Raw genomic sequence first — 22,301 nt, forward strand, 5'->3', positions numbered from 1 at the left:
CGGCGACAGAAACCTCATCTGCACATGCCCTCCAATGTCAGAATACGAAGAAGCCGCTGAGTGAAAGATAATACCCCGCCAGCAAAATGGCGGGGTTTTTCGCCAATCGGAAACCTGCGTTCCAATTTGTGCCATTTTCAGATGTCGTTTTCACCCAGCGAAGCGTCTTTTCTGCTTGCTGCGGGTGCAAACTGACCATACCTCTGTCCGTGGGACACCCCTCCCCAACGAGGGGCGTGTATCTGGAAGGGTAATACAGATGACTATCGAACAACCGGCGTCGCTCGACGCCGTGCGCAAACCCGAACTACGGCCGGCGAACCCGCGTTTTTCTTCGGGCCCCTGCGCCAAACCCCCTACATTCGAACTGAACAAGCTGGCCGACGCCGCACTCGGTCGGTCGCACCGGGCCGCTGTCGGCAAGGACAAGCTCAAGGCGGCCATTGAGGGCACGCGCGAAATTCTGGGTATTCCGGCCGACTACAAGATCGGCATTGTTCCCGCTTCGGACACCGGCGCGGTTGAGATGGCGCTCTGGTCGCTGCTGGGCGAACGCAAGGTCGAGATGCTGGCATGGGAGAGCTTTGGCGCGGGTTGGGTGACCGATGTGGTCAAGCAGCTGAAGATCGACGCCGAGGTCAAGACTGCGGATTACGGTCAGATTGTTGATCTGGCGACGGTCGATTTTGCCAATGATGTGGTGTTCACTTGGAACGGCACGACTTCGGGTGTGCGGGTTCCGAATGGCGACTGGATCGCGGATGACCGTCAGGGCCTGACGATCTGCGACGCGACCTCGGCAGCTTTCGCGATGGACCTGCCGTGGGGCAAGCTGGATGTGACCACCTTCAGCTGGCAGAAAGTGCTGGGCGGTGAGGCGGCGCACGGCATGCTTATCCTGAGCCCCCGTGCGGTGGAGCGGCTGGAAAACTACACACCGGCTTGGCCTCTGCCCAAGATTTTCCGCCTGACCAAGGGTGGCAAGCTGATCGAGGGCATCTTTACCGGTGCCACGATCAACACGCCGTCGATGCTGGCGGTCGAGGATTACCTGTTCGCGCTGGACTGGGCGCGCTCGGTCGGCGGGTTGCAGGGGCTGATGGCCCGTGCGGATGCCAATGCCGGTGCGGTGCACGCGTTCTGCAAACAGAATGACTGGATTGCCAATCTGGCCGAGGACGCGGCGACGCAGTCGAATACTTCGGTCTGTCTGAAGTTCACCGACGCGCGCATTCAGGACGGAGCGGGTTTCGCCAAGGCTGTGGCCAAGCGGCTCGAGGCCGAGAATATCGCGCTGGACATCGGGGCCTATCGCGACGCGCCTGCGGGCCTGCGCATTTGGTGCGGCGGCACGGTTGAAACCTCGGATATCGAGGCGATGCTGCCTTGGCTGGCATGGGCCTTCGAGGCTGAAATCGCGGCGCAATCTGAGGCCGCCTGATCTTATTCACCGGGCCACATCCGGCCCGGACATCCCATACAATTCAAGGACCAAAGAATATGGCTCCCAAAGTACTCGTCTCTGACAAACTCAGCGAAACAGCCGTGCAGATCTTCCGTGATCGCGGCATCGACGTGGATTTCATGCCTGACCTGGGCAAGGACAAAGACAAACTGGCCGAGGTGATTGGCCAATATGACGGTCTTGCCATCCGGTCGGCCACCAAGGTCACACCGACAATTCTGGAGAAGGCGGACAAGCTGAAAGTCATCGGCCGAGCCGGGATTGGCACCGACAATATCGACAAGGAAGCGGCCTCGAAAAAGGGCGTGATCGTGATGAACACGCCTTTCGGCAACATGATCACCACCGCAGAACACGCGATTGCAATGATGTTCGCCGTGGCGCGCCAAATTCCCGAGGCCAGCACCTCGACCCATGCGGGCAAGTGGGAAAAGTCCAAGTTCATGGGGATCGAGCTGACCAACAAGACCCTGGGCGTAATCGGTGCGGGCAATATCGGCGGCATCGTCTGCGAGCGCGCGCATGGGTTGAAAATGAAGGTCATTGCTTATGACCCCTATCTGAGCGAGGAAAAAGCCGACGCGATAGGAGTCGAAAAGGTCGACCTGGATCAACTGCTGGCCCGCGCGGATTTCATCACTCTGCACGTTCCGCTGACCGACCAGACGCGCAACATCCTGAGCCGCGAGAATCTGGCCAAGACCAAGAAGGGAGTACGCATCATCAACTGTGCCCGAGGCGGTCTGGTCGACGAAGAGGCGCTGGCCGAAATGCTGCAATCGGGTCACGTCGCTGGTGCCGCGTTCGATGTGTTCAGTGCCGAGCCTGCGAAAGACAACCCTTTGTTCAACCTGCCCAACGTGGTCTGCACACCGCACCTTGGGGCGGCGACGACAGAGGCTCAGGAAAACGTCGCGCTTCAGGTGGCCGAGCAGATCTCGAACTACTTGCTGACAGGTGCGGTCGAGAACGCGCTGAACATGCCCAGCGTTACCGCCGAAGAGGCCAAGATCATGGGGCCGTGGATTAAACTGGCGGGTCATTTGGGCAGCTTCATTGGCCAGATGACGGATGAACCGATCAAGGCGATCAACATCCTTTACGATGGTGTCGCGGCGGAAATGAACCTGGCGGCGCTGAATTGTTCGGTGATCGCTGGGATCATGAAGAAGTTCAACCCCGAGGTGAACATGGTGTCGGCACCAGTGGTTGCCAAAGAGCGTGGTATCAAGATCTCGACCACCAATCAGGACAAATCGGGTGCTTTTGACGGGTATATCAAGGTGACTGTCGTCACGGAAAAGCGCGAACGCTCGATAGGCGGAACCGTGTTCAGCGACGGCAAGCCGCGATTCATCCAGATCAAGGGCATCAATATCGATGCCGAGATCGGGTCGCACATGCTCTATACCACCAACGAGGACGTTCCGGGCATCATCGGTACGCTGGGACAGACCATGGGAGAGCATGGTGTGAACATCGCGAACTTTACGCTCGGCCGGTCCGAAGCTGGCGGCGAGGCGATCGCCTTGCTTTATGTTGATGAACCCGTCCCGGCCGAGGCACGGGCCAAACTGGCGGAGACCGGATTGTTCACGCAGATCAAGCCGCTGGAATTTGATGTGGCCTGAAGCCTGTTGAGAATCTGAGACGCACGGATACCCGCAGGTGCATTCCCGCGGGTATCGGCTTTATGAAAGTCGTCAATTGCGCCAGAACGTTCCCTGTGGTCGTCACCGGAGGATACCAATGACAATGCCAGTTTACGCAGTCGGCGATCTGCATGGGCAAGTGGCCGAGTTTGAACGGGCGATGCAACTGGTCGAGCGCGATGGCGGGCCGGATGCGCGCATCGTGTTTCTGGGGGACTATGTCGATCGCGGCCCGGACAGCCGGGGTGTGATCAAAAGGCTCATTGCGGGCCGCGGTGAAGGCCGGGACTGGATCACGTTGCTGGGCAATCACGATCGCATGTTCGCCTGGTTCATGGAGGATGTTCCCCGCCACGACCCCCATCTGCTGGTCGGGTACCACTGGCTGCACGAGCGCCTTGGCGGCATCGAGACCTTGCGCAGCTACGGGGTGGAGTTCGAGGATCGCATCCGACTTGAAGATCTGCACGCAATGGCCCGTGCGTCGGTTCCGAAGTCGCATGTAAATTTCCTGCGTGATCTTCTTGCCATGTACCAGACCCAACAGGTTGCTTTCGTGCATGCCGGCGTCCGCCCCGACGCGTCGCTGAGCGATCAGAACGAAAACGATCTGGTTTGGATCAGGCAGGCCTTTCATGCGCACAAGAAGCCGTATTCAAAGCTGATTGTGCATGGCCACACACCGGTAGACAGGGCGACCCATTACGGAAACCGGGTCAATCTGGACAGCGGCGCGGGCTATGGAAAAAGCGTGAGTGTCGCGGTGTTCGAAGGTCGAAGATGCTGGTTGCTGACGGATCAGGGACGCGTGGAACTTCAGGCACCTGTCGGGTGACGGGCGGGCACGACCTGACCCAGCGGGGCGTGTTTTCGCAACGGCCTCTGGCCAAAATACTGTACCCGCGATTCTTCGCAGGTGAGCTTGCAGGAGATCGAATATGTACATTGCCACTCTGCTGACCAGCCCCGAGACACGGACGCTGGACCTGGCTTTGGTCGAGTCGTTGCGAAATGCCTGGGGCGGTGGCGATATTCTGTGGCTCAGCCCGGATGAGGCGGCGGAATTCCCGCTGTCAGAGATGCCCGGAAATCGCTGGGACGTCTGGGCGGATTTGCAGCAGATGGGGGTTGATCTGATCGTGCAGCCGGCGGAAGGACGGCGCAAAAGGATGCTGCTGGCGGACATGGACAGCACCATGATCCAGCAGGAGTGCATTGACGAACTGGCCGATGAGGCGGGTGTCGGTGAACGGGTCAAGGATATCACGGCTCGGGCTATGAACGGCGAACTGGATTTCGAAGGCGCGCTGACGGAGCGGGTCGGCCTGCTGAAAGGTCTTGATGTCGGCGTCATAGAGAAAGTTCTGGATGAACGTATTACACTGATGCCCGGTGGTAAGACCTTGTTGAGCACGATGCGGACAAATGGCGGTTATGCAGCGCTGGTCTCTGGCGGGTTCACCGCCTTCACCGCACGGGTCTCTGAGCTGTTGGGCTTTGACGAAAACCGGGCCAATACGCTGCTGTTCGAAAACGGCAAGCTGACCGGAAAAGTCCAGCACCCCATCCTGGGGCGTCAGGCCAAGATTGAAGCCCTGGAGCAGGTCACCAGCCGCCTGGGCCTGGCCGAGGCCGATGTTATTGCGGTGGGCGACGGGGCCAACGATCTGGGCATGCTGAGCCGCGCCGGAACCGGCGTCGCGCTGCACGCCAAACCCTCGGTCGCTGAGCAGTGCGAGGTTCGCGTCAACCATGGTGATCTGACGGCGCTGCTTTACCTGCAGGGTTACACTCGCGCGGAATTCGTCACGATCTGATCGAGGCTTCCCTTTATTTAACACATGTGTTAATTATTGGTCATGAACACGCTTCTGACCGCTTTTTCTGCCCTGTCCGACGCCACCCGCTTTTCGATCGTTGAACAACTGATGGAGAAAGGTGAGCTGCCCGCCGGTGATCTGATTGAAGGCCGGGGCATGTCCGGTGCCGCGATCTCTCGTCATCTCAAGGTTCTGCGGGAAGCCGGACTGGTGCGGCAACGGGTGAACGGCACTCAACGGATTTACTCAATCCAGCCCGATGGCCTGCGCGCGATTGCGGAATGGACCATTTCCAAGCGGCAGTTCTGGGAGGCCAGCCTCGACCGTTTGGGCGACATTCTTGAACAGGAGAATTCATGGCCGACTTGAAACTCGAACGGGAATTTCCCGTCAGCCCCGAAACCCTGTTTGCCTGGATCAGCGACGGCGCAAAGCTGTTGCGATGGTGGGGGCCGGAAGGCGTACACGTGCCCGAGCATGATCTGGACTTTTCACGAACCGGACCATGGTTCTCGGTCATGCAGAACGATGAGGGCAAACAGTTCAAGGTGTCCGGTCACGTGACCCATGTTGATCCGCCGAAGTCGGTTGGCTTCACTTGGGCCTGGCATGACGATCAGGACAAGCGCGGAGCGGAAAGCCACGTGACCTTTTCCGTTGCAGCGACGCAAACCGGGGCGCGACTGACCGTGGATCATCGCGAGCTCGCGGATGCCGAGGCTGCGGCCAATCACGAGATGGGCTGGACTTCGTCCCTGCGCAAATTGCAGGCCCAGTGCACGTAGGTTTTCAAAAAGGGAGGAGCGATATGCCCCAATATTTGTTTGTCTATCACGGGGGAACAACCCCAACCGACCCCGCCGAGATCGAGGCGACCATGGCCGCATGGGGAGCTTGGTTTCAGGGCATGGGCGATTCGCTGGATATCCCCGGCAACCCGGTGGGTCAGTCCTATACGGTCAGCAACAATGGCGTTGCTGATAATGGCGGCGCCAACCCCGCCTCGGGGTTCACTGTGGTTCGGGCCGACAGCATTGATGCCGCGACCGAAATGGCCAAAGGCTGTCCAATGGTCGTCAATGGCTCGGGCTCGGTCGAAGTGGCCGAGGTGCATGAGATCGAGATGTAGCGGGCTTAGCCGGGAAACCCCGGTGCTTGTCTGATCACGCCGCATTCCAGCCCACGGCGGCTGTATTGAATGGCGTTCATGAACTTGCGGGTGGCCGGGTGATCGGCCTCCAGAACACCGAGGCTGACCAGAATCGCGGCGATGGCGCACTCGCTGGCGCGGGTTGTTCCATCGGTGACTTTCAGCGCAACGCCCATTCGTTTCTCGGGGATGATGGCGACAAAAACCGCCTCGGCCCCGGTTTTGATTGCAGCGCGACCATTCATGGCGCGCATCAGTTCGGTACAGGCCCGGGTTTCGCCGGCAACCAGTTCAGGGTGCGCGAGCATGGCTTCGGTCAGTTGGCGCGCGGCATCGCTGGCCCGGTCAGATCTGTCCGCCGCCGAAGCGAACCAGGCCATCGACCGCGCCAGACCCGAAAGTGTTGTTGCGAAATTCGGGGCGGAACACCCGTCAATTCCAAAGGTCGGGCTGGATTCACCCGTGGTTTCTTCAAAGGCCGCCAGGCAGGCCTGCTGAACCGGGTGATCGATTTCAAGATATTCCGGCCCGGCGCCCATATGCTGCGCCACCGAAAGGAACCCGCAATGTTTGCCCGAGCAGTTGTTGTGGATCTGGCAGGGCGTATCATCTGCCAGGATCAACCCATCCCGCGCGGCCATGTCCTGCGGCTCTTGCGGGCCGCAGCGCAGGTCAGGCTCGGCCAGGCCCAGATGATCCAGCCACGCCGACACACGATCAGTGTGAATCGCGGCACCGCTATGTGACGCGCAGGCCAACGCCAGATGTTCGCTGTTCAACCCGTATCTGGCTGAAGCACCTGAGGTGAGCAGCGGCAGAGCCTGGATCATCTTGGCCGACGACCGCGGATAGATAACCGCCTGCGGATCGCCCCAGCTTTTTACGATCTGGCCACTGTCGTCACAGATCACTGCATGGCCCAGATGCAGGCTTTCCAGCAGCGAGCCGCGCCACAGTTCTGTCATTGCCAAGGGCTGCGTCATGTTATCCTCCGAAATTATGCGCAAATTTCTGCCAATCGCCCTTTCGCCTGTGGCGAAACCTGCGTTAGTGTGTGTATGTCGGCAATTATCGGAATGCGCAACATACGAGAGACGGACCATAAGGGTTCGCGGGCGCGTCCGATCGGTTTGGGGTATGGGTCGGGCTAGGAGGCTGGACAAATGGGATCAAGACTAGTCCGCGCAGTTGCGGGCTTGTGCATGGCCGGGATGGCAACAACCGCAACGGCCCAACAGGCAAGCAGCACCAACAGGGTTGCGGCAAAAACCGACTGGAGCGTTTTTGTCGAAAGCGATCCGACGGAATGCTGGAGCGTTTCTGCGCCAAGGGAAACGGTCAACACACGCGGTGGCCGAGTGGTTTCGGTGCGCCGCAGCGATATTCTGCTGTTTGTGTTCTTCCGCCCCAATGCCGAGGTTAAAGGGCAGGTCACGTTTACCGGCGGCTATCCCTTTGCGCCTGGATCGACGGTCAATCTGAATGTCGACGGGACCGAGTTTGAACTGATCACCGAGGGCGAATGGGCCTGGCCAGCAACTGAAGGCGAAGACCTTAAGGTGGTTGCAGCAATGAAGCGCGGCACCGAAGCAGTTCTGACGGCGCGCTCAGAACGCGGAACTCAGACCAAAGACACGTTCTCGCTGCTGGGGTTCACCGCAGCGATCGAAGACGCCGAGAAGCGCTGCACCAACTAAGCGCTCATTTCAAGTTCATGCGGCCCCGTCATCCGGCGGGGCTTTTTCGTGAAAAGGCGCAATGCAGTCTTTTCCTTGACGCAACGTTCGATCCTGAACTTGATCCGCATCAAGGCAGGCTACCCGCTTTTTCTGAACTAATCGGTTCAGGAATTCAGAAGGAACCTGCCAATGCTGAACAAATCACTTGCCGCGCTGATGATGGCCGCGATGTTGCTGAGCGCGTGTGAAAAGACCGCCGAAACATACCCTGTGACCGGTGAACAATGTGGCCCGGAAGATCCCGTACAAACCCTGGACGCTGCGGATTGCGATATCCTTCCCCCGGGCGTTTGACGTATTCGCCTGATCTGAAACCCTGAAAGCGAAATGTACTTGTTTCGGTCGCATCGACTTGGTCTTTGCGACCGAACTGCGATTGGGACGCCGGAAAACACGTGCTACTGTGACCTGATGTAAGGGTTCACATGTGGAAACGATGATGCGTTACGTCTTGATCGCACTGCTATTCTCATCCGCAGCGTTGGCCGACCCCAGCCTGGAATGCTCTGACGCGGGTTCGCAGGTTGAGATCGGGTCTTGCGTCGGGAAAATGGAAGAACGCGTAAACATGGCAGTGAAGGCCAGTTACGATTTTGCCATGCAGACAGCAGCAGAGTTGGATGAGGTTACAGGCCGCATGGCCACGCAACCCGCACTTGAGGCCGCACAAAAAGCTTGGACCACGTATCGCGATACGCAGTGTGACGCCGTAGGTGCGTCGTATGGCGGCGGGTCTGGAACCGGGATTGCCATCACGTCCTGCCGCATTGATCTGGGTCGGGCGCGCGTGGACGAATTGCTGCGCATGGCAAATTAAGTCGCACGATTCCTTTTGATCTTTGCGCGCAATCCTATATAGAGGCGCATCCCAAGCCAGAATTCTTCGAGATAACCACATGTCGCCCAAAGCGCCGATCACTCAGGATGTCATGACCATCCCCCGCAAATTGCCCGAGGGGAAGGTGAACCTTGTCGGTCTGACCCGTGACCGCTTGCGCGAGGTTCTGATCGAACACGGGACGCCGGAAAAGCAGGCCAAGATGCGCACCGGCCAGATCTGGCAGTGGATCTATCAGTGGGGCGTGCGCGACTTTGCCGAGATGACAAATCTGGCCAAAGCCTATCGCGCGCAACTGGCCGAGCATTTCGTCATCGAGGTTCCCGAGGTTGTGACCCGTCAGGTGTCCGAAGACGGCACCCGCAAGTACCTGTGTCGCATCGCCGGCGGGCATGAGGTCGAAGTGGTCTATATCCCCGAAGAAGACCGGGGGACACTGTGCATCTCGTCTCAGGTCGGCTGCACGCTGACCTGTTCGTTCTGTCATACGGGCACTCAGAAACTTGTGCGAAACCTGACGGCGGCCGAGATTGTAGGTCAGATTATGATGGCCCGCGACGACCTTGAGGAATGGCCCGTCCCCGGCGCGCCCAAGGACGAAACCCGTCTGCTGTCGAATATCGTTCTGATGGGCATGGGTGAGCCGCTGTATAACTTCGAAAACGTCCGCGATGCGATGAAGATCGCCATGGATCCCGAAGGGATTTCCCTGTCGCGCCGTCGCATCACGTTGTCCACATCGGGCGTGGTGCCGGAAATTGCACGGACTGCCGAGGAAATCGGATGCCTGCTTGCGATCTCGTTCCACGCGACCACGGATGAAACGCGCGATGTGCTGGTGCCGATCAACAAGCGCTGGAACATCGAAGAGTTGCTGCAGGCGCTGGCCAGCTATCCAAACGCGTCGAATTCCGAGCGGATCACGTTCGAATACGTCATGCTGGATGGTGTGAATGATAGTGACGAAGACGCGCACCGCCTGATCGACCACATCAAGCGCCATAACATTCCGGCAAAGATCAACCTGATCCCGTTCAACGAATGGCCCGGCGCGCCGTACAAGCGCAGCTCGAACAACCGTATCCGGGCGTTTGCGAATATCATCTATCAGGCGGGCTATGCCTCACCCATCCGCAAGACGCGGGGTGAGGACATCATGGCGGCCTGCGGGCAGCTGAAATCGGCGACCGAACGCGCACGGAAGTCCCGCAAGCAGATCGAGGCCGAGGCCGGTCTGGGAACCTGACCCTGACCCTTGCAACCCTGCCGGTCGCGAGAATTAATGTTCCCGCGCCTGTTCTTTATATGCGCGATTTGTTATGTTTCATCTTGTCAGCGCCCTGGGGGTTCACGCGTGTGCACAAGGCGGTGAAAGCCATGGACCGGTTGTGGCAGGTTTATTTGCGCCTGTTATGATCGAATCTGATGCAGGTGCGCTGAAACAAGGCAAGCCTTTTTCAACTCAGGTGGGTCATCCAGTATGATTGCACGTTACCAGATTCAGTTTTTGAAACCCCTCGTTTTCCTGATCATGGCAACGGCCCTGCCATCTTTCTCGGCGGCTCAGTCCAGTGATGAAGACGCGCATCTGGCCATCGAGAACCCGGCGGATTTGTCGAAAAAGGATGCGCGCAAGTTCTATAAGTCCCTGCAAAAGCGTCTGGCGCGCGGGTACGCGGCTGCGCAGATGGATTTGATCCGGAACTATCAAAGCTGGCCGCTGTTCAACGATGCGCCTTATATCTCGGCCACACACGGTCAGCGCTACGTGAACAGCTACGCCAATCGCATGGCGCATAATTACGGAACCCTGCAAGAGGGCGAAGAGTTGCCGATGGGGTCGGTTCTGGCCAAAGACAGCATGACGGTCACTGATACCGGCAATCTGCACCCGGGTGCCATGTTCGTAATGGAAAAGCTGGCCAAAGGCGCCAGCCCTGAAACCGGCGACTGGCGCTATATCATGGTTATGCCGGACGGATCGCTTTTTGGTGACACGATGGGCGCTCGGTCAGAAGCTGTTTCCTATTGCCACGACTGCCACGAGGCCGTGGCGGATCGGGATTACACGTTTTTCGTGCCGGAAGACTACCTTGTGAACAACTGATCGCCGATCACCTGCGACCAAACCGGGCCGACCCGATGACCTCGATCAGGGTTTGACGCACTGGTTCGGGCTGGGTGTCAACGGCATTCAGAACCTCGCGCAGTTCGGCGCGCAGACAATGCATCTGGTCGATCAGGGAAATCATCATCGACAGCGCGTCGGGCTCCATCTCGTATTGATCATGCAGTTCGCAGGCCAGTTCCAGACGGGCGACGTCGATGCTCTGGTAGACAAGCCCTTGCTCGGTTTGCTCGGGGATCACAATTTCGGCGGCCAGATAGACGGACAGCCGGTCCGGGGTCAGGCGGGCGATAGTTGCGAGCACCTCGTCTTCTGTCAGGTGTCGGGTCATGACGGCATCCCCTCGCGTGGATCGTATCGATGCGATTCCCGCCAGGTTTCCATGAAGGCCCTGAGGTCATCATCGACCTTGTCCGGCAGGGTCACGATCAGTTCGATCAGCTGATCCCCGCGCTCGGACGCACCCCGCTTTTTGACACCCTTGCCGCGCAGACGCAGGGTCTTGCCGCTGCTGGTCCCCGCCGGGACGCTGACGTTCACGCCACCGTCTATGGTGGGGGCGGGAACCTTGCCGCCCAGAATCGCCTCGTCGATCGAGATCGGCAGAGTGATGTGGATGTCGTCGCCCTGCCGGTCAAAGACCGGATGCTTGGCGACCGAGATGGTGACAAGCGCATCGCCCGCAGGCCCCTGTCCATATCCGGGCGCACCCTTGCCGCGCAGCCGGATGGTCTGACCATCGGTGATGCCAGCGGGGATTTTGACCTCGATTCGATCACCATCGGGCAGGGTCAACTTCTGACTGGCCCCGAACACCGCGTCCAGAAAGCTGACCTGAAGCGAATAGTTCAGGTTGTGACCGGGCGCGTGAAATTCATGGCTGCGGTGCTGGCCGCGCCCGCCGCGCCCACGCATGAACTCGGCAAAGATGTCGGACATATCCTCGGGGTCGCCATAAGACGCACCCGAACGATAGGGATTTCCTGCCGCCTCGGCATAGTCGCGGTAATATTGCTGCTGCGGTCTCTCCTGACCCGATGCATCAATTTCGCCATTGTCATAGCGCGCCCGCGTTTCGGGGTCTTTCAGCAGATCATAGGCTGCTGCGGCAGCTTTGAACTTTGCCTCGGCTCTGGCGTCACCCGGTTTCAGGTCCGGGTGGCAATCCTTGGCAATGCGCCGGTAGGCTTTCTTGATATCAGCGGCGCTGGCGTCTTTCTGGACGCCAAGGACCGAATATGGCTCGTCGCTCATCTCACTCTCGCGGGTCACGTCTGATCGTTGGGCTTGTTTTTTATCATGCGATTTCAATGCCCCGATTGGAAGAGGCTTTTGAAACCGCTCGCAAATTCCCGCAGGTCTGATAACATATGCATATTTCAGCTTGTTTTCTGACGGAGCCCCCATGACACGCAGAATAAAATCCGCACTGGCCCTTCTGGCGGGGAATGCCATCGGGTTGTTGATCGCCTCACTTCTGTTGTCCGGTTTCGCGATCCGGCCAATCTCGTTCATTGTCGTGGTGATCGTATTCACCCTTGTTCAGGTCGTGGCCGAACCGCTGATCCTGAAGCTGGGAGAGAAGAAAGCGCCCGCGCTGAAAGGCGGGATTGCGCTGATCGTGACATTTGTAGGCCTTTTGGTAACTGATCTGGTGACGACGGGCCTTACCGTCGGCGGCATCTCCAATCTGCTGGCTGCAACTTTGCTGGTCTGGTTGGGGGCTTTGATCGCCAGCGTGGTGCTGCCGATCTACGTGTTCACAGAACTGCGTGAGCCCAAGAAGTAATCACAGCGCGTTCAGGCTGGCCTCGATGGCCTGCCACAGTTCCTCCACCGGCTCGCATCCGACCGACAGGCGGATGAAGGCAGGATCGACGGCGTCGCCCCACCGAGCGCGACGCTCGGCCGAACTGTGGATGCCTCCGAACGAGGTGGCCGGGCGCAGCAATGGGCAGGCATTGATGAAGGATTCGGCGTTGGCCTCGCTGTCCAGTGTCAGAGACAGCAGAAAGCCGAACCGCGCTGTTTGGGCCTGTGCCAGTGCATGGGACGGATCATCGGGCAGACCGGGGTAACGGACCTTTTTCACGGCCGGGTGCGCCGCCAGCCGTTCCGCCAGAACCTGTGCCGACGCGCACATGCGGTCGAACCGGACGTCCAGCGTTTCCAGCCCGCGGTGCAACAGCCATGCCTCATGAGGTCCGGCGATCGAGCCGGAGATCTTCCGCCATTCCTCGACCCGCTCCATGATCTTGGCGTCGCGGCTGGCCACATGGCCCATCAGCATGTCGGAATGCCCACCCATCGCCTTGGTGTCCGAAGACACGACGACGTCGATGCCCAGATCCAGCGGGCGCTGGCCCAATGGTGTTAGGGTCGTATTGTCGGCAATGGTCAGCCCCCCGGCGGCGCGCACCTGTCCGGCTACGGCTGCCAGATCGATCATGTCCAGTCCGGGGTTCGAAGGGCTTTCGACGAAGACCACGTCGAACCCGCCAAAGCCGCCCTCGGCAAAGGCGGTGGTGGGACGTTCCTCGATCTTCACGCCAAGGCGTGAGAGAAACCTGTCCGCCAGCAGGCGCGTGACGTAATATCCGTCCGAAGGGATCAGCAGGCGCGATCCGGCTTGCACGGTCGCAAACAACGCCGCCGATATCGCCGCCATGCCCGACGGGAAGCTGAGGCAGGGCGCGTCTTCAAGATGTGCTAGCACGTGCTCAAGATGTACCCATGTTGGATTGTCGACGCGTCCGTAGGTCGCGTGACCATCTGGCGGGCCCGGCAAGTGGAACATGCTGCTTTGCGTCAGCGGCAGCGCCACCGGCTCGCCCATTTTCAGGGCATTCCCGCGCAGGTGAAGCATTTCTCCGGTCTTTGGCGCCGTCATCCGTCAGCGCCCCGGGATTTCGTCGCGGGGCGGGGCGGGTTCCCAGTTTTCGATGATCCCGACCGCCTCTTGTGCCGTGTCGACGAAACGGAAAAGGTCCAGGTCTTCGTCCGAAATGGTGCCAGCGTCCGCCAAAGCTTCCCAGTTGATGACCTTTTCCCAGAATGCGCGGCCAAACAGCAAGAAGGGGACGCGTTCCATACGACCGGTCTGGATCAGGGTCAGCGACTCGAACAGTTCATCCATCGTGCCGAAGCCGCCGGGGAAGATGGTGATGGCGCGGGCGCGCATCAGGAAATGCATCTTGCGGATCGCGAAATAGTGGAAATTGAAGCTCAGGTCCGGTGTCACGTAAAGGTTTGGTGCCTGTTCGTGCGGCAGCACGATGTTCAGACCGATCGAGTAACCTTCGGCATCCTGTGCACCGCGGTTTCCGGCCTCCATCACGCCGGGACCGCCGCCGGTGACGATCACGTTTTCACGGCAGCCGGTTTCCTTCGACTTCAGGGTCATCAGCCGGGCAAATTCCCGCGCTTCGTCGTAATACTGCGACAGACCGGCCAGCGTTTCGGTCCGGGCGGTGTGCTTTTGTGACGGTTCGGGAATGCGGGCCCCTCCGAACATCACGATGGTCGAGGTGATCTCGCGCTCGGTCATGATCATCTCGGGTTTCAGCAATTCCAGTTGCAGGCGCACCGGTCGCAGTTCTTCCCGGCACATGAAGTCCTCGTCGGCAAAGGCCAGACGATAGGCGGGCGACCGTGTCTGTGGCGTGTCCGGCACCTCGCTTGCGGTCGACCGGTCGGTCTGCGCGTCGCGGAAGGGGCTGAGTCGGTCTTCTCTCATGGGTGAACGATCCCTGCTTGCGTGTTTTTCAAACAGCTATAGGGTTCGCGGACAGAGTGCCAGCCACGGAAAGACAAGAATGAACTGGAAGAGTGAAATATCGGCGGCGCGGGATCGCATTGCCGGCTATGCACAGGTCACGCCGGTGATGGAAAGCCGCATTCCGGGGTTTCCGGTTGAAATGAAGCTGGAGCATTTGCAGCACACCGGCAGTTTCAAGGCACGCGGGGCCTTCAACACGCTGCTCAGCCTGGATGTGCCCGAGGCGGGCGTTGTTGCGGCATCAGGCGGCAACCACGGTGCGGCGGCGGCCTATGCGGCGCAGTCGCTGGGCCACCCGGCCAAGATTTTTGTGCCGGAACTGGCGGGGCCGTCCAAAATTGCGCTGATCGAGCAGACCGGCGCCGACCTGAGCGTTGTTCCCGGCGAATACGCCAATGCGCTGACCCAGGCCCGTTCTCATGAAGAAGAAACCGGGGCAATGCAGATCCATGCTTACGACGCACCGGCGACGGTGGCCGGGCAGGGCACCTGTTTCGCCGAGTGGGAGGCGCAGGGCTTGCAGGCGGATACCGTTCTTGTCGCGGTCGGTGGCGGCGGTCTGATTGCCGGGGCTTTGGCCTGGTTTCAGGGTGCGCGCAAAGTTGTGGCGGTCGAACCGGAAACTTCCTGCGCGCTGCACGCCGCGTTGCAGGCCGGGGAACCGGTGGATGTGTCCGTATCAGGGGTTGCGGCAAACGCATTGGGCGCGAGGCGGATCGGATCGATCTGTTTCGATCTGGCACGCGGCATATCATCGGTTCTGGTCCCGGATGCGGCCATCACCAAGGCGCAGCGCGCATTGTGGCAGGCCCATAGGCTTCTGGTGGAACCGGCAGGGGCAACGGCTTTGGCGGCCTTGATGTCGGGTGCCTATCGGCCGGAACCGGGCGAGAATGTGGCCGTTCTGATTTGCGGCGGCAATATTGCCCCGGACCCGTTCGCGGGCTGAATTATCTGCTTGTGGAAGGCGGGCTTCATTTTTATCTACAATCTATGACCGCGACCATTGCCGATACGATCTATCAGAAACTCAGCCAGCAAATCGTCACCGGCGACCTGATCGCCGGTGAAAAACTGCGTCAGGACCATATCGCCCGCGCATTCGAGACCAGCCATGTTCCGGTGCGCGAAGCTCTGCTGAGGCTGGAGGCGCATGGGCTGGCCAAAAGCGAGCCGCGGCGCGGGATGCGGGTCACCGCGCTGGACCCATCCGAAGTGCGCGAAGTCATCGAAATGCGCGTGGCGCTGGAATCGCTGGCGATGCAGCACGCGGTTCAGAACCTGACGCCAGCCGCCTTGCGTAAGATTGACGAAGCACGGCTGGCCTGCGACGCCGCCCGGACCATGCCGGAGTGGGAAGCGGGAAACCGTGCTTTTCACCGGGCCATCCTGACGCCCTGCGGATTGCCGCGCCTGCTTCACACGATTGACGATCTGCATATCGCCAGCGCGCGCCATCTGTTTGCCTATTGGCGTCCCCGGTGGAAGCAACGCGCAGACACTGATCACGCCGCCATCGTGCGCGCGATGAAAGGCAGGGACGCAGCCGCCGCTGTCTCGATACTGGTTCGGCACATACGCCGGGCTAGCTGACAAAAGCCGCGAAAGGCTACGGATAACCACCCGGGCGATGGTCTTTGTCCCACCAGTGACGCAAAACCGCCCGCCTACGCCGCATTGCGCCCTGTGTGTGGCTTGCTTATAGGCAAAAACAACGTGAACAGATTCAGCAGGGAGTGATCTCATGTCCAATGCGCAACTGGAAGCCGCAATCGAAGCCGCCTGGGAGGTTCGCGACACGATCTCGCCCGCCAGCACCGGCGAGCAGAGAGAGGCGATTGAGGAAACACTGAACGCGCTGGACAGCGGATCGCTGCGCGTTGCCGAGAAGCTGGAAAATGGCGATTGGCACGTGAACCAGTGGGCCAAAAAGGCAGTGCTGCTGGGCTTTCGCATCAAAGATATGGAAATCCACGTTGGCGGACCACAAGCCGGTGGCTGGTGGGACAAGGTCGACAGCAAGTTTGCCGGTTGGGGTGAGAGCCAGTGGCGCGCCGCCGGGTTCCGCGCCGTGCCCAACTGTGTTGTCCGCAAGTCAGCCTATATCGCACCGGGTGCGGTTCTGATGCCGTCCTTTGTGAACCTTGGCGCCTATGTTGACGAAGGTACCATGGTCGACACCTGGGCCACCGTCGGATCCTGCGCGCAGATCGGCAAGAATGTGCACCTGTCAGGTGGCGTCGGAATCGGCGGCGTGCTTGAACCCATGCAGGCCGGTCCGACCATCATCGAAGACAACTGCTTTATTGGTGCCCGCTCGGAAGTGGTCGAAGGCTGCATCGTCCGCGAAGGTTCGGTTCTGGGGATGGGGGTATTCATCGGTAAATCCACAAAGATCGTGGATCGCGAAACCGGTGAGGTCATGTATGGCGAGGTTCCGCCCTATTCGGTGGTCGTTGCGGGTTCGATGCCGTCGAAGAACAATATCAGCCTCTATTGCGCCGTAATCGTGAAGCGTGTGGACGAAAGAACCCGTTCGAAAACCAGCATCAACGAGCTGCTGCGCGACTGAAGATATCGTACAGAGTTGAAAGGCCGGTGCGGGACAGCACCGGCCTTTTTTATTGAACTTTCCCGAAGGATTTTGATCCTGAGCTTTCAAAGCTCTGATCAATCGGCTTTTCGGGTAATACCAACCGTGTTTGGTTAGCGATCTTCGCCCGGCCGTTCTACGTCATTCTCGGTGGACCCTTCGTCATCTCCCGAATTGCCTTCGGTGTCTCCATCGTCTTCGGTCTCGCTGCCGCCTTCATCACCGCCCGAGTTGCCATCGGTTTCACCACCGCCTTCGGTCTCGCCACCGCCTTCGGTTTCACCACCGCCTTCGGTTTCACCACCGCCTTCGGTTTCACCACCGCCTTCGGTCTCGCCACCGCCTTCGGTCTCGCCACCGCCCTCGGTCTCGCCACCGCCCTCGGTCTCGCCACCGCCCTCGGTTTCACCACCACCCTCAGTCTCGCCTTCGCCTTCCTGGGCATAAGCGGAGGTTGCGACAAAGCCGGTCAAAACAGCCGCCGCTGGGGTCATTGACAATACGAGAACACTTGCAGTGGTAGTCAGCAGTTTGGACAAAATGCTCATTTGATTCCCCTTTTGATGAAATTACGGATGCAGTGCCGTCATTCTAGGGACGGGGGTGCTGGCTTCGTAACGGCTTGACCTTGTCTCATTCTGATAGGCCATTACCCGTGTGACTCAGCGCGGGAGGTTGGCAGTTTGATGCTCAATACAACCAAGTAGAGACTCACCGCTGAGCGCGACACTTTTCAGGTGTGGATTCGATTCGCCCTGCCGGTGAACTGCCCCAGAGTACCAAGGACGGTTTCAAGCTTTCTGACTGGCCGGACAATGTCGCACAGACAGAACTAGTGACGCTCGATGAGGTGTAGCGCTGTGGCTCGTTGGCCTGCGATGGTCCAGTCGAACAGGCCTCCGGTCGTGCGGCTTTTGCGCGATCTGAACTTTTGCTGGCAAGGCCGCCGCAGGTTGCGACAGGTGGAAATACACGCGCAAAAAACCCGCCCTAGTTCAAGGGCGGGCCGGGTCCGCTATGAAATCCTGTGTCTTTGGGGTCAGCCCATCATCTGATAACTGACGGGGACAAACCGGAACCCTTCACCACGGGTTTCGACATATCCCGCTGCGGGAAATGGCATGTGATATCCGATCATCGGCACCTTGTCGGCGGCCAGAAGCCCAAGCACGTTGCGTCGTGCTGCGGTGGCTGCAGCCTTGTCCATGTCAAACCGGACTTCCCATTCCGGATGGGCGAATGACCAGACATAATGGTTCGCCAGATCTGCCGTCAGGATCAGACGCCGGCCGTTGCTTTCCAGGTGATAGACCGTATGGCCGGGCGTGTGGCCAAAGGCAGACATGGCCGTGATGCCGGACGCAACATCGCCGCCGTCTTCGATAAAGGTCATCTTGTCCGCCAGTGGCGTCACCTTGGCCGCAACCAGATCGCCGACCCGGTTTCCTGCCTCCTGCCCGGCCCAGAAATCGTATTCGTTCGAAGCAGTCACATAGCGTGCATTCGGAAAGGTCGGTGCGTCATTGGTTGTCATGCCGCCGATGTGATCAGGGTGCATGTGGGTGATGACCACCACGTCGATCTGATCAGGTGTCACACCGGCATCGGCCAGTGCCGCCTGAATACCGCCTTTTCCGAGGCCTGTGTCGAACAGCACCATTTCGGACCCGGTATTGACCAGCGTTGGCGTGAAGAAGAACTGGGCCATGTCGTCTGGAATAAAGTTCTCGGCGGAAACCCTCGCGAATTCCTCGTCCGATGCACCGCCGCCGAATATTTCCTTGGCGCCGTCGCGCGGCAGACTGCCATCCAGCAATGTTGTAACAGTGAAATCACCAAGCGCGAACGATCTGGCGGTCGTCGGGTTTGCGCCGGTTTCAGCATCATTGGCCAGAACCGGCGCTGCAGCCGATGCAAATGGCAATGCTGCGGCAGCGCCGAGCGCTGCTCTTCTTGTCAAATTGATGGTCATTATGTTTCTCCCTGTCAGGACACCAGCCCGGGAACTAGCCCGCTGTGGATCGTTTGCCATATTTTACCCGCCTGACATGGGCTGCATGGATAAACATTACGTGTTAATTTTTGCTCATGTCCCGATCCGAAAACAAAACGCAGCCGACAGGGCAGGCCGTCGACGGGTTTTTGTCATCCGTCCTGCCAACGCGAAAGGCAGACGAGGCGCGTGTGCTGGATGCGTTGTTTCGCGAAGCAACCGGATTTGAACCGGTGATGTGGGGACCGTCGATCATCGGGTATGGCCGCTATCATTATCGCTACAAATCCGGGCGCGAAGGAGACTTTCTGGCAACCGGGTTTTCCCCGCGCAAGGCGGCGCATTCCATCTACATCATGCCCGGCTATGCGGATTTTGATGACATCCTGTCCCGGCTGGGAAAACACAAACTTGGGAAATCCTGTCTTTACGTGAACAAGCTGGCGGATATCGATCCTTCGGTTCTGTCCGAGCTGATCGTCGCGGGGCTTGAAGATCTGGGCCGGCATTGGCAAGTCGAGCCGACCTGAGCCTTTCCTGGCGCGCGCAATCCTGCCCGGGGCCTCATTCGCTTGCTGGACAAAACGCCCCTCATGTGACAAGAGCCGCGCCAACAGGAGATATCCATGACCACCACCCGCTTCGCCCCGTCGCCCACCGGTTACATACACGTGGGCAACCTGCGCACTGCCCTGATGAACTATCTGATTGCCCGCAAAAACGGGGGTACGTTCATCCTGCGCATCGACGACACCGATCCTGAGCGGTCGAAGGAAGAATATGTCGATGCCATCAAGCAGGACCTTGAATGGCTGGGCCTGCACTGGGATCGGGTCGAACGTCAGTCCGAGCGTCTGGACCGTTATGCCGAGGCCGCCGACAAGCTGCGCGAGATGGGGCGGTTCTACGAGGCTTTCGAGACGCCGACCGAACTGGACCTGAAGCGTAAGAAGCAACTGAACATGGGCAAACCGCCGGTCTATGACCGCGCCGCGCTGAACCTCAGCGAGGCCGAGAAAGACGCGCTGCGCGCCGAACGTGGCAACGGGGTCTGGCGCTTCAAGCTGGATCACGAGCGGATCGAGTGGACCGACGGTATTCTGGGCGACATCTCGATCGATGCAGCCTCGGTTTCCGATCCGGTGCTGATCCGTGGTGACGGTCAGGTTCTTTATACGATCGCTTCCGTTGTGGATGACACTGAGATGGGCGTGACCGACGTGGTCCGCGGCTCGGACCATGTAACCAACACGGCGACCCAGATTCAGATCATCAGGGCACTGGGCGGCACCTGCCCGCGCTTTGCCCACCATTCTTTGCTGACCGGTCCGCAGGGCGAGGCGCTGTCAAAACGTCTGGGCACGTTGGCGCTGCGGGATCTGCGTGAACAGGGCGTGCAGCCGATGGCCTTGCTGAGCCTGATGGCACGTCTGGGATCGTCCGACCCGGTCGAACTGCGCGCGGATATGGCCGAATTGATTGACGGGTTCGACGTAAGCCGCTTTGGTGCCGCGCCCACCAAGTTTGACGTGCAGGACCTGTTCCCGCTGACCGCGAAGTATTTGCAATCACTGCCGCTTGCCGATGTGGCTGATGCTGTTGCCGATGCCGGTGTTCCGGCAGATCTGGCCGAGCCGTTCTGGGCCATGGCGCGCGAGAACATCACCACGCTGGGCGATTTGAAAGCCTGGTGGGAGCTGTGCCGCGTAGGCGCGGAACCACTGATCGCCGATGAGGATCGCGCGTTCATCGTTGAGGCGATGGCGCTGCTGCCGGAGGGCCCGTTTGACGGCGAAACCTGGGGTAAATGGACCAGCGCCGTGAAAGAAGCGACCGGCCGCAAGGGCAAAGGTCTGTTCATGCCGTTGCGCAAGGCGCTGACGGGGATGGAACGCGGGCCCGAGATGGCGGCCCTGTTGCCCCTGTTGCAGGTGATCCGCGCGCGGGGGTGATGAAACGCGCCTTGCGGCGCGTGCCTTCGGCGAGAGTATTTTGAAAAAGATGAAGAGGGCTGGTTGAATCCGGCCCCTTTTTTATGCGTTTTGAACGATGTTTGCCGAGATACTGCGCAGGCGGTCGTCGACGAAGTCTGTTTCGTCGGGGCGGAGCTGTTGATGGCGCGGATAGCGGGGTTCGGAGCGGTCATTCAGGATCGGGGCGTCCCACCCGTCCGTGGTGGCGAAGAAACGATCTGCTCCGTCCAGACCGAAAGCGCGCAGATAACCCTGCACCACCACGTCGATATAGCTGAGCAGCAGCGGATGTTTGTTGCTTGGCGCATTGTGCCGATCCTGCGGAACGGCATAGACGGCGATTTCAACTTCATGCGCCAGGGGGTGGGTCACTGATTGCGTCGCAGTCACGCGATCGTAGGCCCATTCGCGCTGATCCAGCGCTGCCCAGTCGTTCTTTGGAACATGCGCGATCATGCCTTCGATTTCGGCATCGGGGTCAGGTACGGCTGTCAGAAACGCCACTTCGCGCAGGTCGGTATGTCGCCATGCGCGCCGCCAGCCCTTCAGCCGGGCCGGATGCGGATCGGGAAAGTCATGGGTGGCCAGATTGACCAGGCTGCCATAACCGAAGAAATACGGGTCTTTCATGCGCTGTGCCGTCCTGGATCTCGATTGATGTATGTCAAACCGCTTTTTTGCGGAACATGCAATAAGACTGCATCTTGATATTTGGGAGGCCTGTGATGCGGATTACCAAACGGACGAATATTGCAGTGCGCCTGCTGATGTATTGCGCGGCGCATCAGGATCGGCTGGTGACAAAGGCCGAGATTGCCGAAGTGTGCAACATCTCGGAAAACCATCTGGCGCAGGTGATCAACCAGCTCAGCCAGCTGAACTATCTGAACACGCAACGCGGGCGCAACGGCGGCATGATGCTGGCCCGTCCGGCGGAACAGATCCGGATCGGATCGGTGTTTCGCCATGTGGAAGGCAATCTGCCGATTACGGAGTGCTTTGCCGATGCGGACAACACGTGCCCGCTGACCGATGCCTGTCGATTGCGGTTGGCCCTGCGCGATGCAGCCGAAGTGTTTTATGCGTCGCTGGATGAAATCACACTGGACGCGCTGGTCTGTGATAATGATCGCTTGTTGCAGATTTTGCAGCCGGTGGCCTGTGTTCGCTGA

28 protein-coding genes are annotated in these 22,301 nt (G+C 59.5%); 19 read left to right on the top strand and 9 right to left on the bottom strand.

Annotation, left to right across the window (positions count from 1 at the left end; genetic code table 11):
• Positions 1–37: 37 nt before the first annotated feature.
• The gene (locus tag AC2FIR_RS02320) at positions 38–199 is read right to left on the bottom strand and encodes a hypothetical protein (protein WP_496745212.1); all 162 of its coding nucleotides are present in this window, start codon (positions 197–199) and stop codon (positions 38–40) included.
• A gap of 60 nt (positions 200–259) precedes the next feature.
• Between AC2FIR_RS02320 and AC2FIR_RS02325 the strand changes: the two genes are divergently transcribed.
• The 7 genes from AC2FIR_RS02325 (at position 260) to AC2FIR_RS02355 (ending at position 6,066) form a co-directional block, all read left to right on the top strand.
• A complete protein-coding gene (locus AC2FIR_RS02325; RefSeq protein WP_496761871.1) occupies positions 260–1,441 on the top strand; it encodes a phosphoserine transaminase in 1,182 nt (393 codons plus the stop codon).
• A gap of 59 nt (positions 1,442–1,500) precedes the next feature.
• Positions 1,501–3,096, top strand: a complete 1,596-nt coding sequence (serA, locus tag AC2FIR_RS02330) for a phosphoglycerate dehydrogenase (protein ID WP_170614136.1) — start codon at positions 1,501–1,503, stop codon at positions 3,094–3,096.
• 118 nt (positions 3,097–3,214) lie between these two features.
• Positions 3,215–3,952 carry a metallophosphoesterase family protein gene (locus AC2FIR_RS02335; RefSeq protein ID WP_496745209.1) on the top strand — a complete coding sequence of 246 codons (738 nt, stop codon included), beginning with the start codon at positions 3,215–3,217 and terminating at the stop codon, positions 3,950–3,952.
• Between the two features lie 103 nt (positions 3,953–4,055).
• Positions 4,056–4,934 carry a phosphoserine phosphatase SerB gene (serB, locus tag AC2FIR_RS02340; protein WP_496745207.1) on the top strand — a complete coding sequence of 293 codons (879 nt, stop codon included), beginning with the start codon at positions 4,056–4,058 and terminating at the stop codon, positions 4,932–4,934.
• Between the two features lie 42 nt (positions 4,935–4,976).
• Complete coding sequence (locus tag AC2FIR_RS02345) at positions 4,977–5,306, top strand: ArsR/SmtB family transcription factor (protein WP_170614139.1); 330 nt, start codon at positions 4,977–4,979, stop codon at positions 5,304–5,306.
• Positions 5,294–5,722 carry an SRPBCC family protein gene (locus tag AC2FIR_RS02350; RefSeq protein ID WP_170614140.1) on the top strand — a complete coding sequence of 143 codons (429 nt, stop codon included), beginning with the start codon at positions 5,294–5,296 and terminating at the stop codon, positions 5,720–5,722. The genes AC2FIR_RS02345 and AC2FIR_RS02350 overlap by 13 nt, the downstream gene beginning before the upstream one ends.
• Before the next feature lie 23 nt (positions 5,723–5,745).
• A complete protein-coding gene (locus tag AC2FIR_RS02355; protein WP_170619302.1) occupies positions 5,746–6,066 on the top strand; it encodes a YciI family protein in 321 nt (106 codons plus the stop codon).
• A 5-nt stretch (positions 6,067–6,071) separates the two neighbouring features.
• Here the strand turns inward: AC2FIR_RS02355 and AC2FIR_RS02360 are convergent, their stop codons facing one another.
• Complete coding sequence (locus AC2FIR_RS02360) at positions 6,072–7,070, bottom strand: asparaginase (protein WP_496761872.1); 999 nt, start codon at positions 7,068–7,070, stop codon at positions 6,072–6,074.
• 180 nt (positions 7,071–7,250) lie between these two features.
• Between AC2FIR_RS02360 and AC2FIR_RS02365 the strand changes: the two genes are divergently transcribed.
• The 5 genes from AC2FIR_RS02365 to AC2FIR_RS02385 all read left to right on the top strand — a co-directional run bounded on the left by AC2FIR_RS02365 (position 7,251) and on the right by AC2FIR_RS02385 (position 10,771).
• Positions 7,251–7,784 carry an invasion associated locus B family protein gene (locus AC2FIR_RS02365; protein ID WP_170614143.1) on the top strand — a complete coding sequence of 178 codons (534 nt, stop codon included), beginning with the start codon at positions 7,251–7,253 and terminating at the stop codon, positions 7,782–7,784.
• A gap of 171 nt (positions 7,785–7,955) precedes the next feature.
• Entirely contained in the window at positions 7,956–8,120 is a 165-nt protein-coding gene (locus AC2FIR_RS02370) for a hypothetical protein (protein WP_170679265.1), read from the top strand.
• A gap of 145 nt (positions 8,121–8,265) precedes the next feature.
• Positions 8,266–8,643, top strand: coding sequence for a lysozyme inhibitor LprI family protein (locus tag AC2FIR_RS02375; protein ID WP_496761874.1), 378 nt, complete (start codon positions 8,266–8,268; stop codon positions 8,641–8,643).
• 79 nt (positions 8,644–8,722) lie between these two features.
• Positions 8,723–9,910: a dual-specificity RNA methyltransferase RlmN gene (rlmN, locus tag AC2FIR_RS02380; protein WP_496745199.1), complete on the top strand. Its 1,188-nt coding sequence runs from the start codon at positions 8,723–8,725 to the stop codon at positions 9,908–9,910.
• Between the two features lie 234 nt (positions 9,911–10,144).
• Positions 10,145–10,771: a cytochrome P460 family protein gene (locus AC2FIR_RS02385; RefSeq protein ID WP_496745197.1), complete on the top strand. Its 627-nt coding sequence runs from the start codon at positions 10,145–10,147 to the stop codon at positions 10,769–10,771.
• A gap of 7 nt (positions 10,772–10,778) precedes the next feature.
• On the opposite strand, the gene AC2FIR_RS02390 is transcribed toward AC2FIR_RS02385, so the two are convergent.
• Positions 10,779–11,123: a hypothetical protein gene (locus AC2FIR_RS02390; RefSeq protein WP_170614147.1), complete on the bottom strand. Its 345-nt coding sequence runs from the start codon at positions 11,121–11,123 to the stop codon at positions 10,779–10,781.
• Positions 11,120–12,046 carry a DnaJ C-terminal domain-containing protein gene (locus tag AC2FIR_RS02395; RefSeq protein ID WP_496745195.1) on the bottom strand — a complete coding sequence of 309 codons (927 nt, stop codon included), beginning with the start codon at positions 12,044–12,046 and terminating at the stop codon, positions 11,120–11,122. The genes AC2FIR_RS02390 and AC2FIR_RS02395 overlap by 4 nt, the downstream gene beginning before the upstream one ends.
• A 151-nt stretch (positions 12,047–12,197) precedes the next feature.
• On the opposite strand from AC2FIR_RS02395, the gene AC2FIR_RS02400 reads away from it, so the two are divergent.
• Entirely contained in the window at positions 12,198–12,581 is a 384-nt protein-coding gene (locus AC2FIR_RS02400) for a hypothetical protein (RefSeq protein WP_170679273.1), read from the top strand.
• Here the strand turns inward: AC2FIR_RS02400 and AC2FIR_RS02405 are convergent, their stop codons facing one another.
• Both AC2FIR_RS02405 and AC2FIR_RS02410 read right to left on the bottom strand, forming a co-directional pair.
• Positions 12,582–13,682, bottom strand: a complete 1,101-nt coding sequence (locus tag AC2FIR_RS02405) for a cystathionine gamma-lyase (RefSeq protein ID WP_496745193.1) — start codon at positions 13,680–13,682, stop codon at positions 12,582–12,584.
• A 3-nt stretch (positions 13,683–13,685) separates the two neighbouring features.
• The gene (locus AC2FIR_RS02410; RefSeq protein ID WP_170614151.1) at positions 13,686–14,528 is read right to left on the bottom strand and encodes an LOG family protein; all 843 of its coding nucleotides are present in this window, start codon (positions 14,526–14,528) and stop codon (positions 13,686–13,688) included.
• Positions 14,529–14,607: 79 nt separating this feature from the next.
• On the opposite strand from AC2FIR_RS02410, the gene AC2FIR_RS02415 reads away from it, so the two are divergent.
• From AC2FIR_RS02415 to dapD, 3 genes are all read left to right on the top strand, one after another.
• The gene (locus AC2FIR_RS02415; protein WP_480904258.1) at positions 14,608–15,519 is read left to right on the top strand and encodes a threonine/serine dehydratase; all 912 of its coding nucleotides are present in this window, start codon (positions 14,608–14,610) and stop codon (positions 15,517–15,519) included.
• A gap of 44 nt (positions 15,520–15,563) precedes the next feature.
• Complete coding sequence (locus AC2FIR_RS02420; RefSeq protein WP_170614153.1) at positions 15,564–16,163, top strand: GntR family transcriptional regulator; 600 nt, start codon at positions 15,564–15,566, stop codon at positions 16,161–16,163.
• A 151-nt stretch (positions 16,164–16,314) separates the two neighbouring features.
• Positions 16,315–17,142: a 2,3,4,5-tetrahydropyridine-2,6-dicarboxylate N-succinyltransferase gene (gene dapD, locus AC2FIR_RS02425; RefSeq protein ID WP_496745191.1), complete on the top strand. Its 828-nt coding sequence runs from the start codon at positions 16,315–16,317 to the stop codon at positions 17,140–17,142.
• Positions 17,143–17,276: 134 nt separating this feature from the next.
• Here dapD and AC2FIR_RS02430 read toward each other — a convergent pair whose 3' ends face one another.
• A complete protein-coding gene (locus tag AC2FIR_RS02430; protein WP_496745189.1) occupies positions 17,277–17,711 on the bottom strand; it encodes a hypothetical protein in 435 nt (144 codons plus the stop codon).
• 491 nt (positions 17,712–18,202) lie between these two features.
• On the bottom strand, positions 18,203–19,135 hold the full coding sequence (locus AC2FIR_RS02435) for an MBL fold metallo-hydrolase (RefSeq protein WP_496745188.1): 933 nt from the start codon (positions 19,133–19,135) through the stop codon (positions 18,203–18,205).
• 116 nt (positions 19,136–19,251) lie between these two features.
• Here AC2FIR_RS02435 and AC2FIR_RS02440 point away from each other — a divergent pair, with 116 nt between their 5' ends.
• Both AC2FIR_RS02440 and gltX read left to right on the top strand, forming a co-directional pair.
• Positions 19,252–19,686: a DUF1801 domain-containing protein gene (locus AC2FIR_RS02440; protein WP_496745186.1), complete on the top strand. Its 435-nt coding sequence runs from the start codon at positions 19,252–19,254 to the stop codon at positions 19,684–19,686.
• Positions 19,687–19,782: 96 nt separating this feature from the next.
• Positions 19,783–21,108, top strand: coding sequence for a glutamate--tRNA ligase (gltX, locus tag AC2FIR_RS02445; RefSeq protein WP_480912707.1), 1,326 nt, complete (start codon positions 19,783–19,785; stop codon positions 21,106–21,108).
• Positions 21,109–21,189: 81 nt separating this feature from the next.
• On the opposite strand, the gene AC2FIR_RS02450 is transcribed toward gltX, so the two are convergent.
• Positions 21,190–21,759 (bottom strand): gamma-glutamylcyclotransferase family protein, encoded by a 570-nt coding sequence (locus AC2FIR_RS02450; protein WP_480912706.1) that lies wholly within the window; start codon positions 21,757–21,759, stop codon positions 21,190–21,192.
• Between the two features lie 95 nt (positions 21,760–21,854).
• Between AC2FIR_RS02450 and AC2FIR_RS02455 the strand changes: the two genes are divergently transcribed.
• Positions 21,855–22,301 carry an RrF2 family transcriptional regulator gene (locus AC2FIR_RS02455; RefSeq protein ID WP_170614159.1) on the top strand — a complete coding sequence of 149 codons (447 nt, stop codon included), beginning with the start codon at positions 21,855–21,857 and terminating at the stop codon, positions 22,299–22,301.

It is taken from the genome of Ruegeria sp. CDSB136, assembly GCF_059610965.1.

What these genes read in the sequence shown, in the direction of transcription:
- serB (WP_496745207.1), top strand. Translation starts at nt 4,056, where the DNA reads ATGTACATTGCCACTCTGCTGACCAGCCCCGAGACACGGACGCTGGAC.
- AC2FIR_RS02455 (WP_170614159.1), top strand. Translation starts at nt 21,855, where the DNA reads ATGCGGATTACCAAACGGACGAATATTGCAGTGCGCCTGCTGATGTAT.
- AC2FIR_RS02360 (WP_496761872.1), bottom strand. Translation starts at nt 7,070, where the DNA reads ATGACGCAGCCCTTGGCAATGACAGAACTGTGGCGCGGCTCGCTGCTG.
- AC2FIR_RS02440 (WP_496745186.1), top strand. Translation starts at nt 19,252, where the DNA reads ATGTCCCGATCCGAAAACAAAACGCAGCCGACAGGGCAGGCCGTCGAC.
- AC2FIR_RS02325 (WP_496761871.1), top strand. Translation starts at nt 260, where the DNA reads ATGACTATCGAACAACCGGCGTCGCTCGACGCCGTGCGCAAACCCGAA.
- AC2FIR_RS02390 (WP_170614147.1), bottom strand. Translation starts at nt 11,123, where the DNA reads ATGACCCGACACCTGACAGAAGACGAGGTGCTCGCAACTATCGCCCGC.
- AC2FIR_RS02345 (WP_170614139.1), top strand. Translation starts at nt 4,977, where the DNA reads ATGAACACGCTTCTGACCGCTTTTTCTGCCCTGTCCGACGCCACCCGC.
- AC2FIR_RS02400 (WP_170679273.1), top strand. Translation starts at nt 12,198, where the DNA reads ATGACACGCAGAATAAAATCCGCACTGGCCCTTCTGGCGGGGAATGCC.
- AC2FIR_RS02395 (WP_496745195.1), bottom strand. Translation starts at nt 12,046, where the DNA reads ATGAGCGACGAGCCATATTCGGTCCTTGGCGTCCAGAAAGACGCCAGC.
- rlmN (WP_496745199.1), top strand. Translation starts at nt 8,723, where the DNA reads ATGTCGCCCAAAGCGCCGATCACTCAGGATGTCATGACCATCCCCCGC.
- AC2FIR_RS02350 (WP_170614140.1), top strand. Translation starts at nt 5,294, where the DNA reads ATGGCCGACTTGAAACTCGAACGGGAATTTCCCGTCAGCCCCGAAACC.
- AC2FIR_RS02385 (WP_496745197.1), top strand. Translation starts at nt 10,145, where the DNA reads ATGATTGCACGTTACCAGATTCAGTTTTTGAAACCCCTCGTTTTCCTG.
- AC2FIR_RS02405 (WP_496745193.1), bottom strand. Translation starts at nt 13,682, where the DNA reads ATGACGGCGCCAAAGACCGGAGAAATGCTTCACCTGCGCGGGAATGCC.
- AC2FIR_RS02450 (WP_480912706.1), bottom strand. Translation starts at nt 21,759, where the DNA reads ATGAAAGACCCGTATTTCTTCGGTTATGGCAGCCTGGTCAATCTGGCC.
- gltX (WP_480912707.1), top strand. Translation starts at nt 19,783, where the DNA reads ATGACCACCACCCGCTTCGCCCCGTCGCCCACCGGTTACATACACGTG.
- AC2FIR_RS02410 (WP_170614151.1), bottom strand. Translation starts at nt 14,528, where the DNA reads ATGAGAGAAGACCGACTCAGCCCCTTCCGCGACGCGCAGACCGACCGG.
- AC2FIR_RS02415 (WP_480904258.1), top strand. Translation starts at nt 14,608, where the DNA reads ATGAACTGGAAGAGTGAAATATCGGCGGCGCGGGATCGCATTGCCGGC.
- AC2FIR_RS02365 (WP_170614143.1), top strand. Translation starts at nt 7,251, where the DNA reads ATGGGATCAAGACTAGTCCGCGCAGTTGCGGGCTTGTGCATGGCCGGG.
- AC2FIR_RS02420 (WP_170614153.1), top strand. Translation starts at nt 15,564, where the DNA reads ATGACCGCGACCATTGCCGATACGATCTATCAGAAACTCAGCCAGCAA.
- AC2FIR_RS02335 (WP_496745209.1), top strand. Translation starts at nt 3,215, where the DNA reads ATGACAATGCCAGTTTACGCAGTCGGCGATCTGCATGGGCAAGTGGCC.
- AC2FIR_RS02430 (WP_496745189.1), bottom strand. Translation starts at nt 17,711, where the DNA reads ATGAGCATTTTGTCCAAACTGCTGACTACCACTGCAAGTGTTCTCGTA.
- AC2FIR_RS02435 (WP_496745188.1), bottom strand. Translation starts at nt 19,135, where the DNA reads ATGACCATCAATTTGACAAGAAGAGCAGCGCTCGGCGCTGCCGCAGCA.
- dapD (WP_496745191.1), top strand. Translation starts at nt 16,315, where the DNA reads ATGTCCAATGCGCAACTGGAAGCCGCAATCGAAGCCGCCTGGGAGGTT.
- serA (WP_170614136.1), top strand. Translation starts at nt 1,501, where the DNA reads ATGGCTCCCAAAGTACTCGTCTCTGACAAACTCAGCGAAACAGCCGTG.
- AC2FIR_RS02355 (WP_170619302.1), top strand. Translation starts at nt 5,746, where the DNA reads ATGCCCCAATATTTGTTTGTCTATCACGGGGGAACAACCCCAACCGAC.
- AC2FIR_RS02375 (WP_496761874.1), top strand. Translation starts at nt 8,266, where the DNA reads ATGCGTTACGTCTTGATCGCACTGCTATTCTCATCCGCAGCGTTGGCC.
- AC2FIR_RS02320 (WP_496745212.1), bottom strand. Translation starts at nt 199, where the DNA reads ATGGTCAGTTTGCACCCGCAGCAAGCAGAAAAGACGCTTCGCTGGGTG.
- AC2FIR_RS02370 (WP_170679265.1), top strand. Translation starts at nt 7,956, where the DNA reads ATGCTGAACAAATCACTTGCCGCGCTGATGATGGCCGCGATGTTGCTG.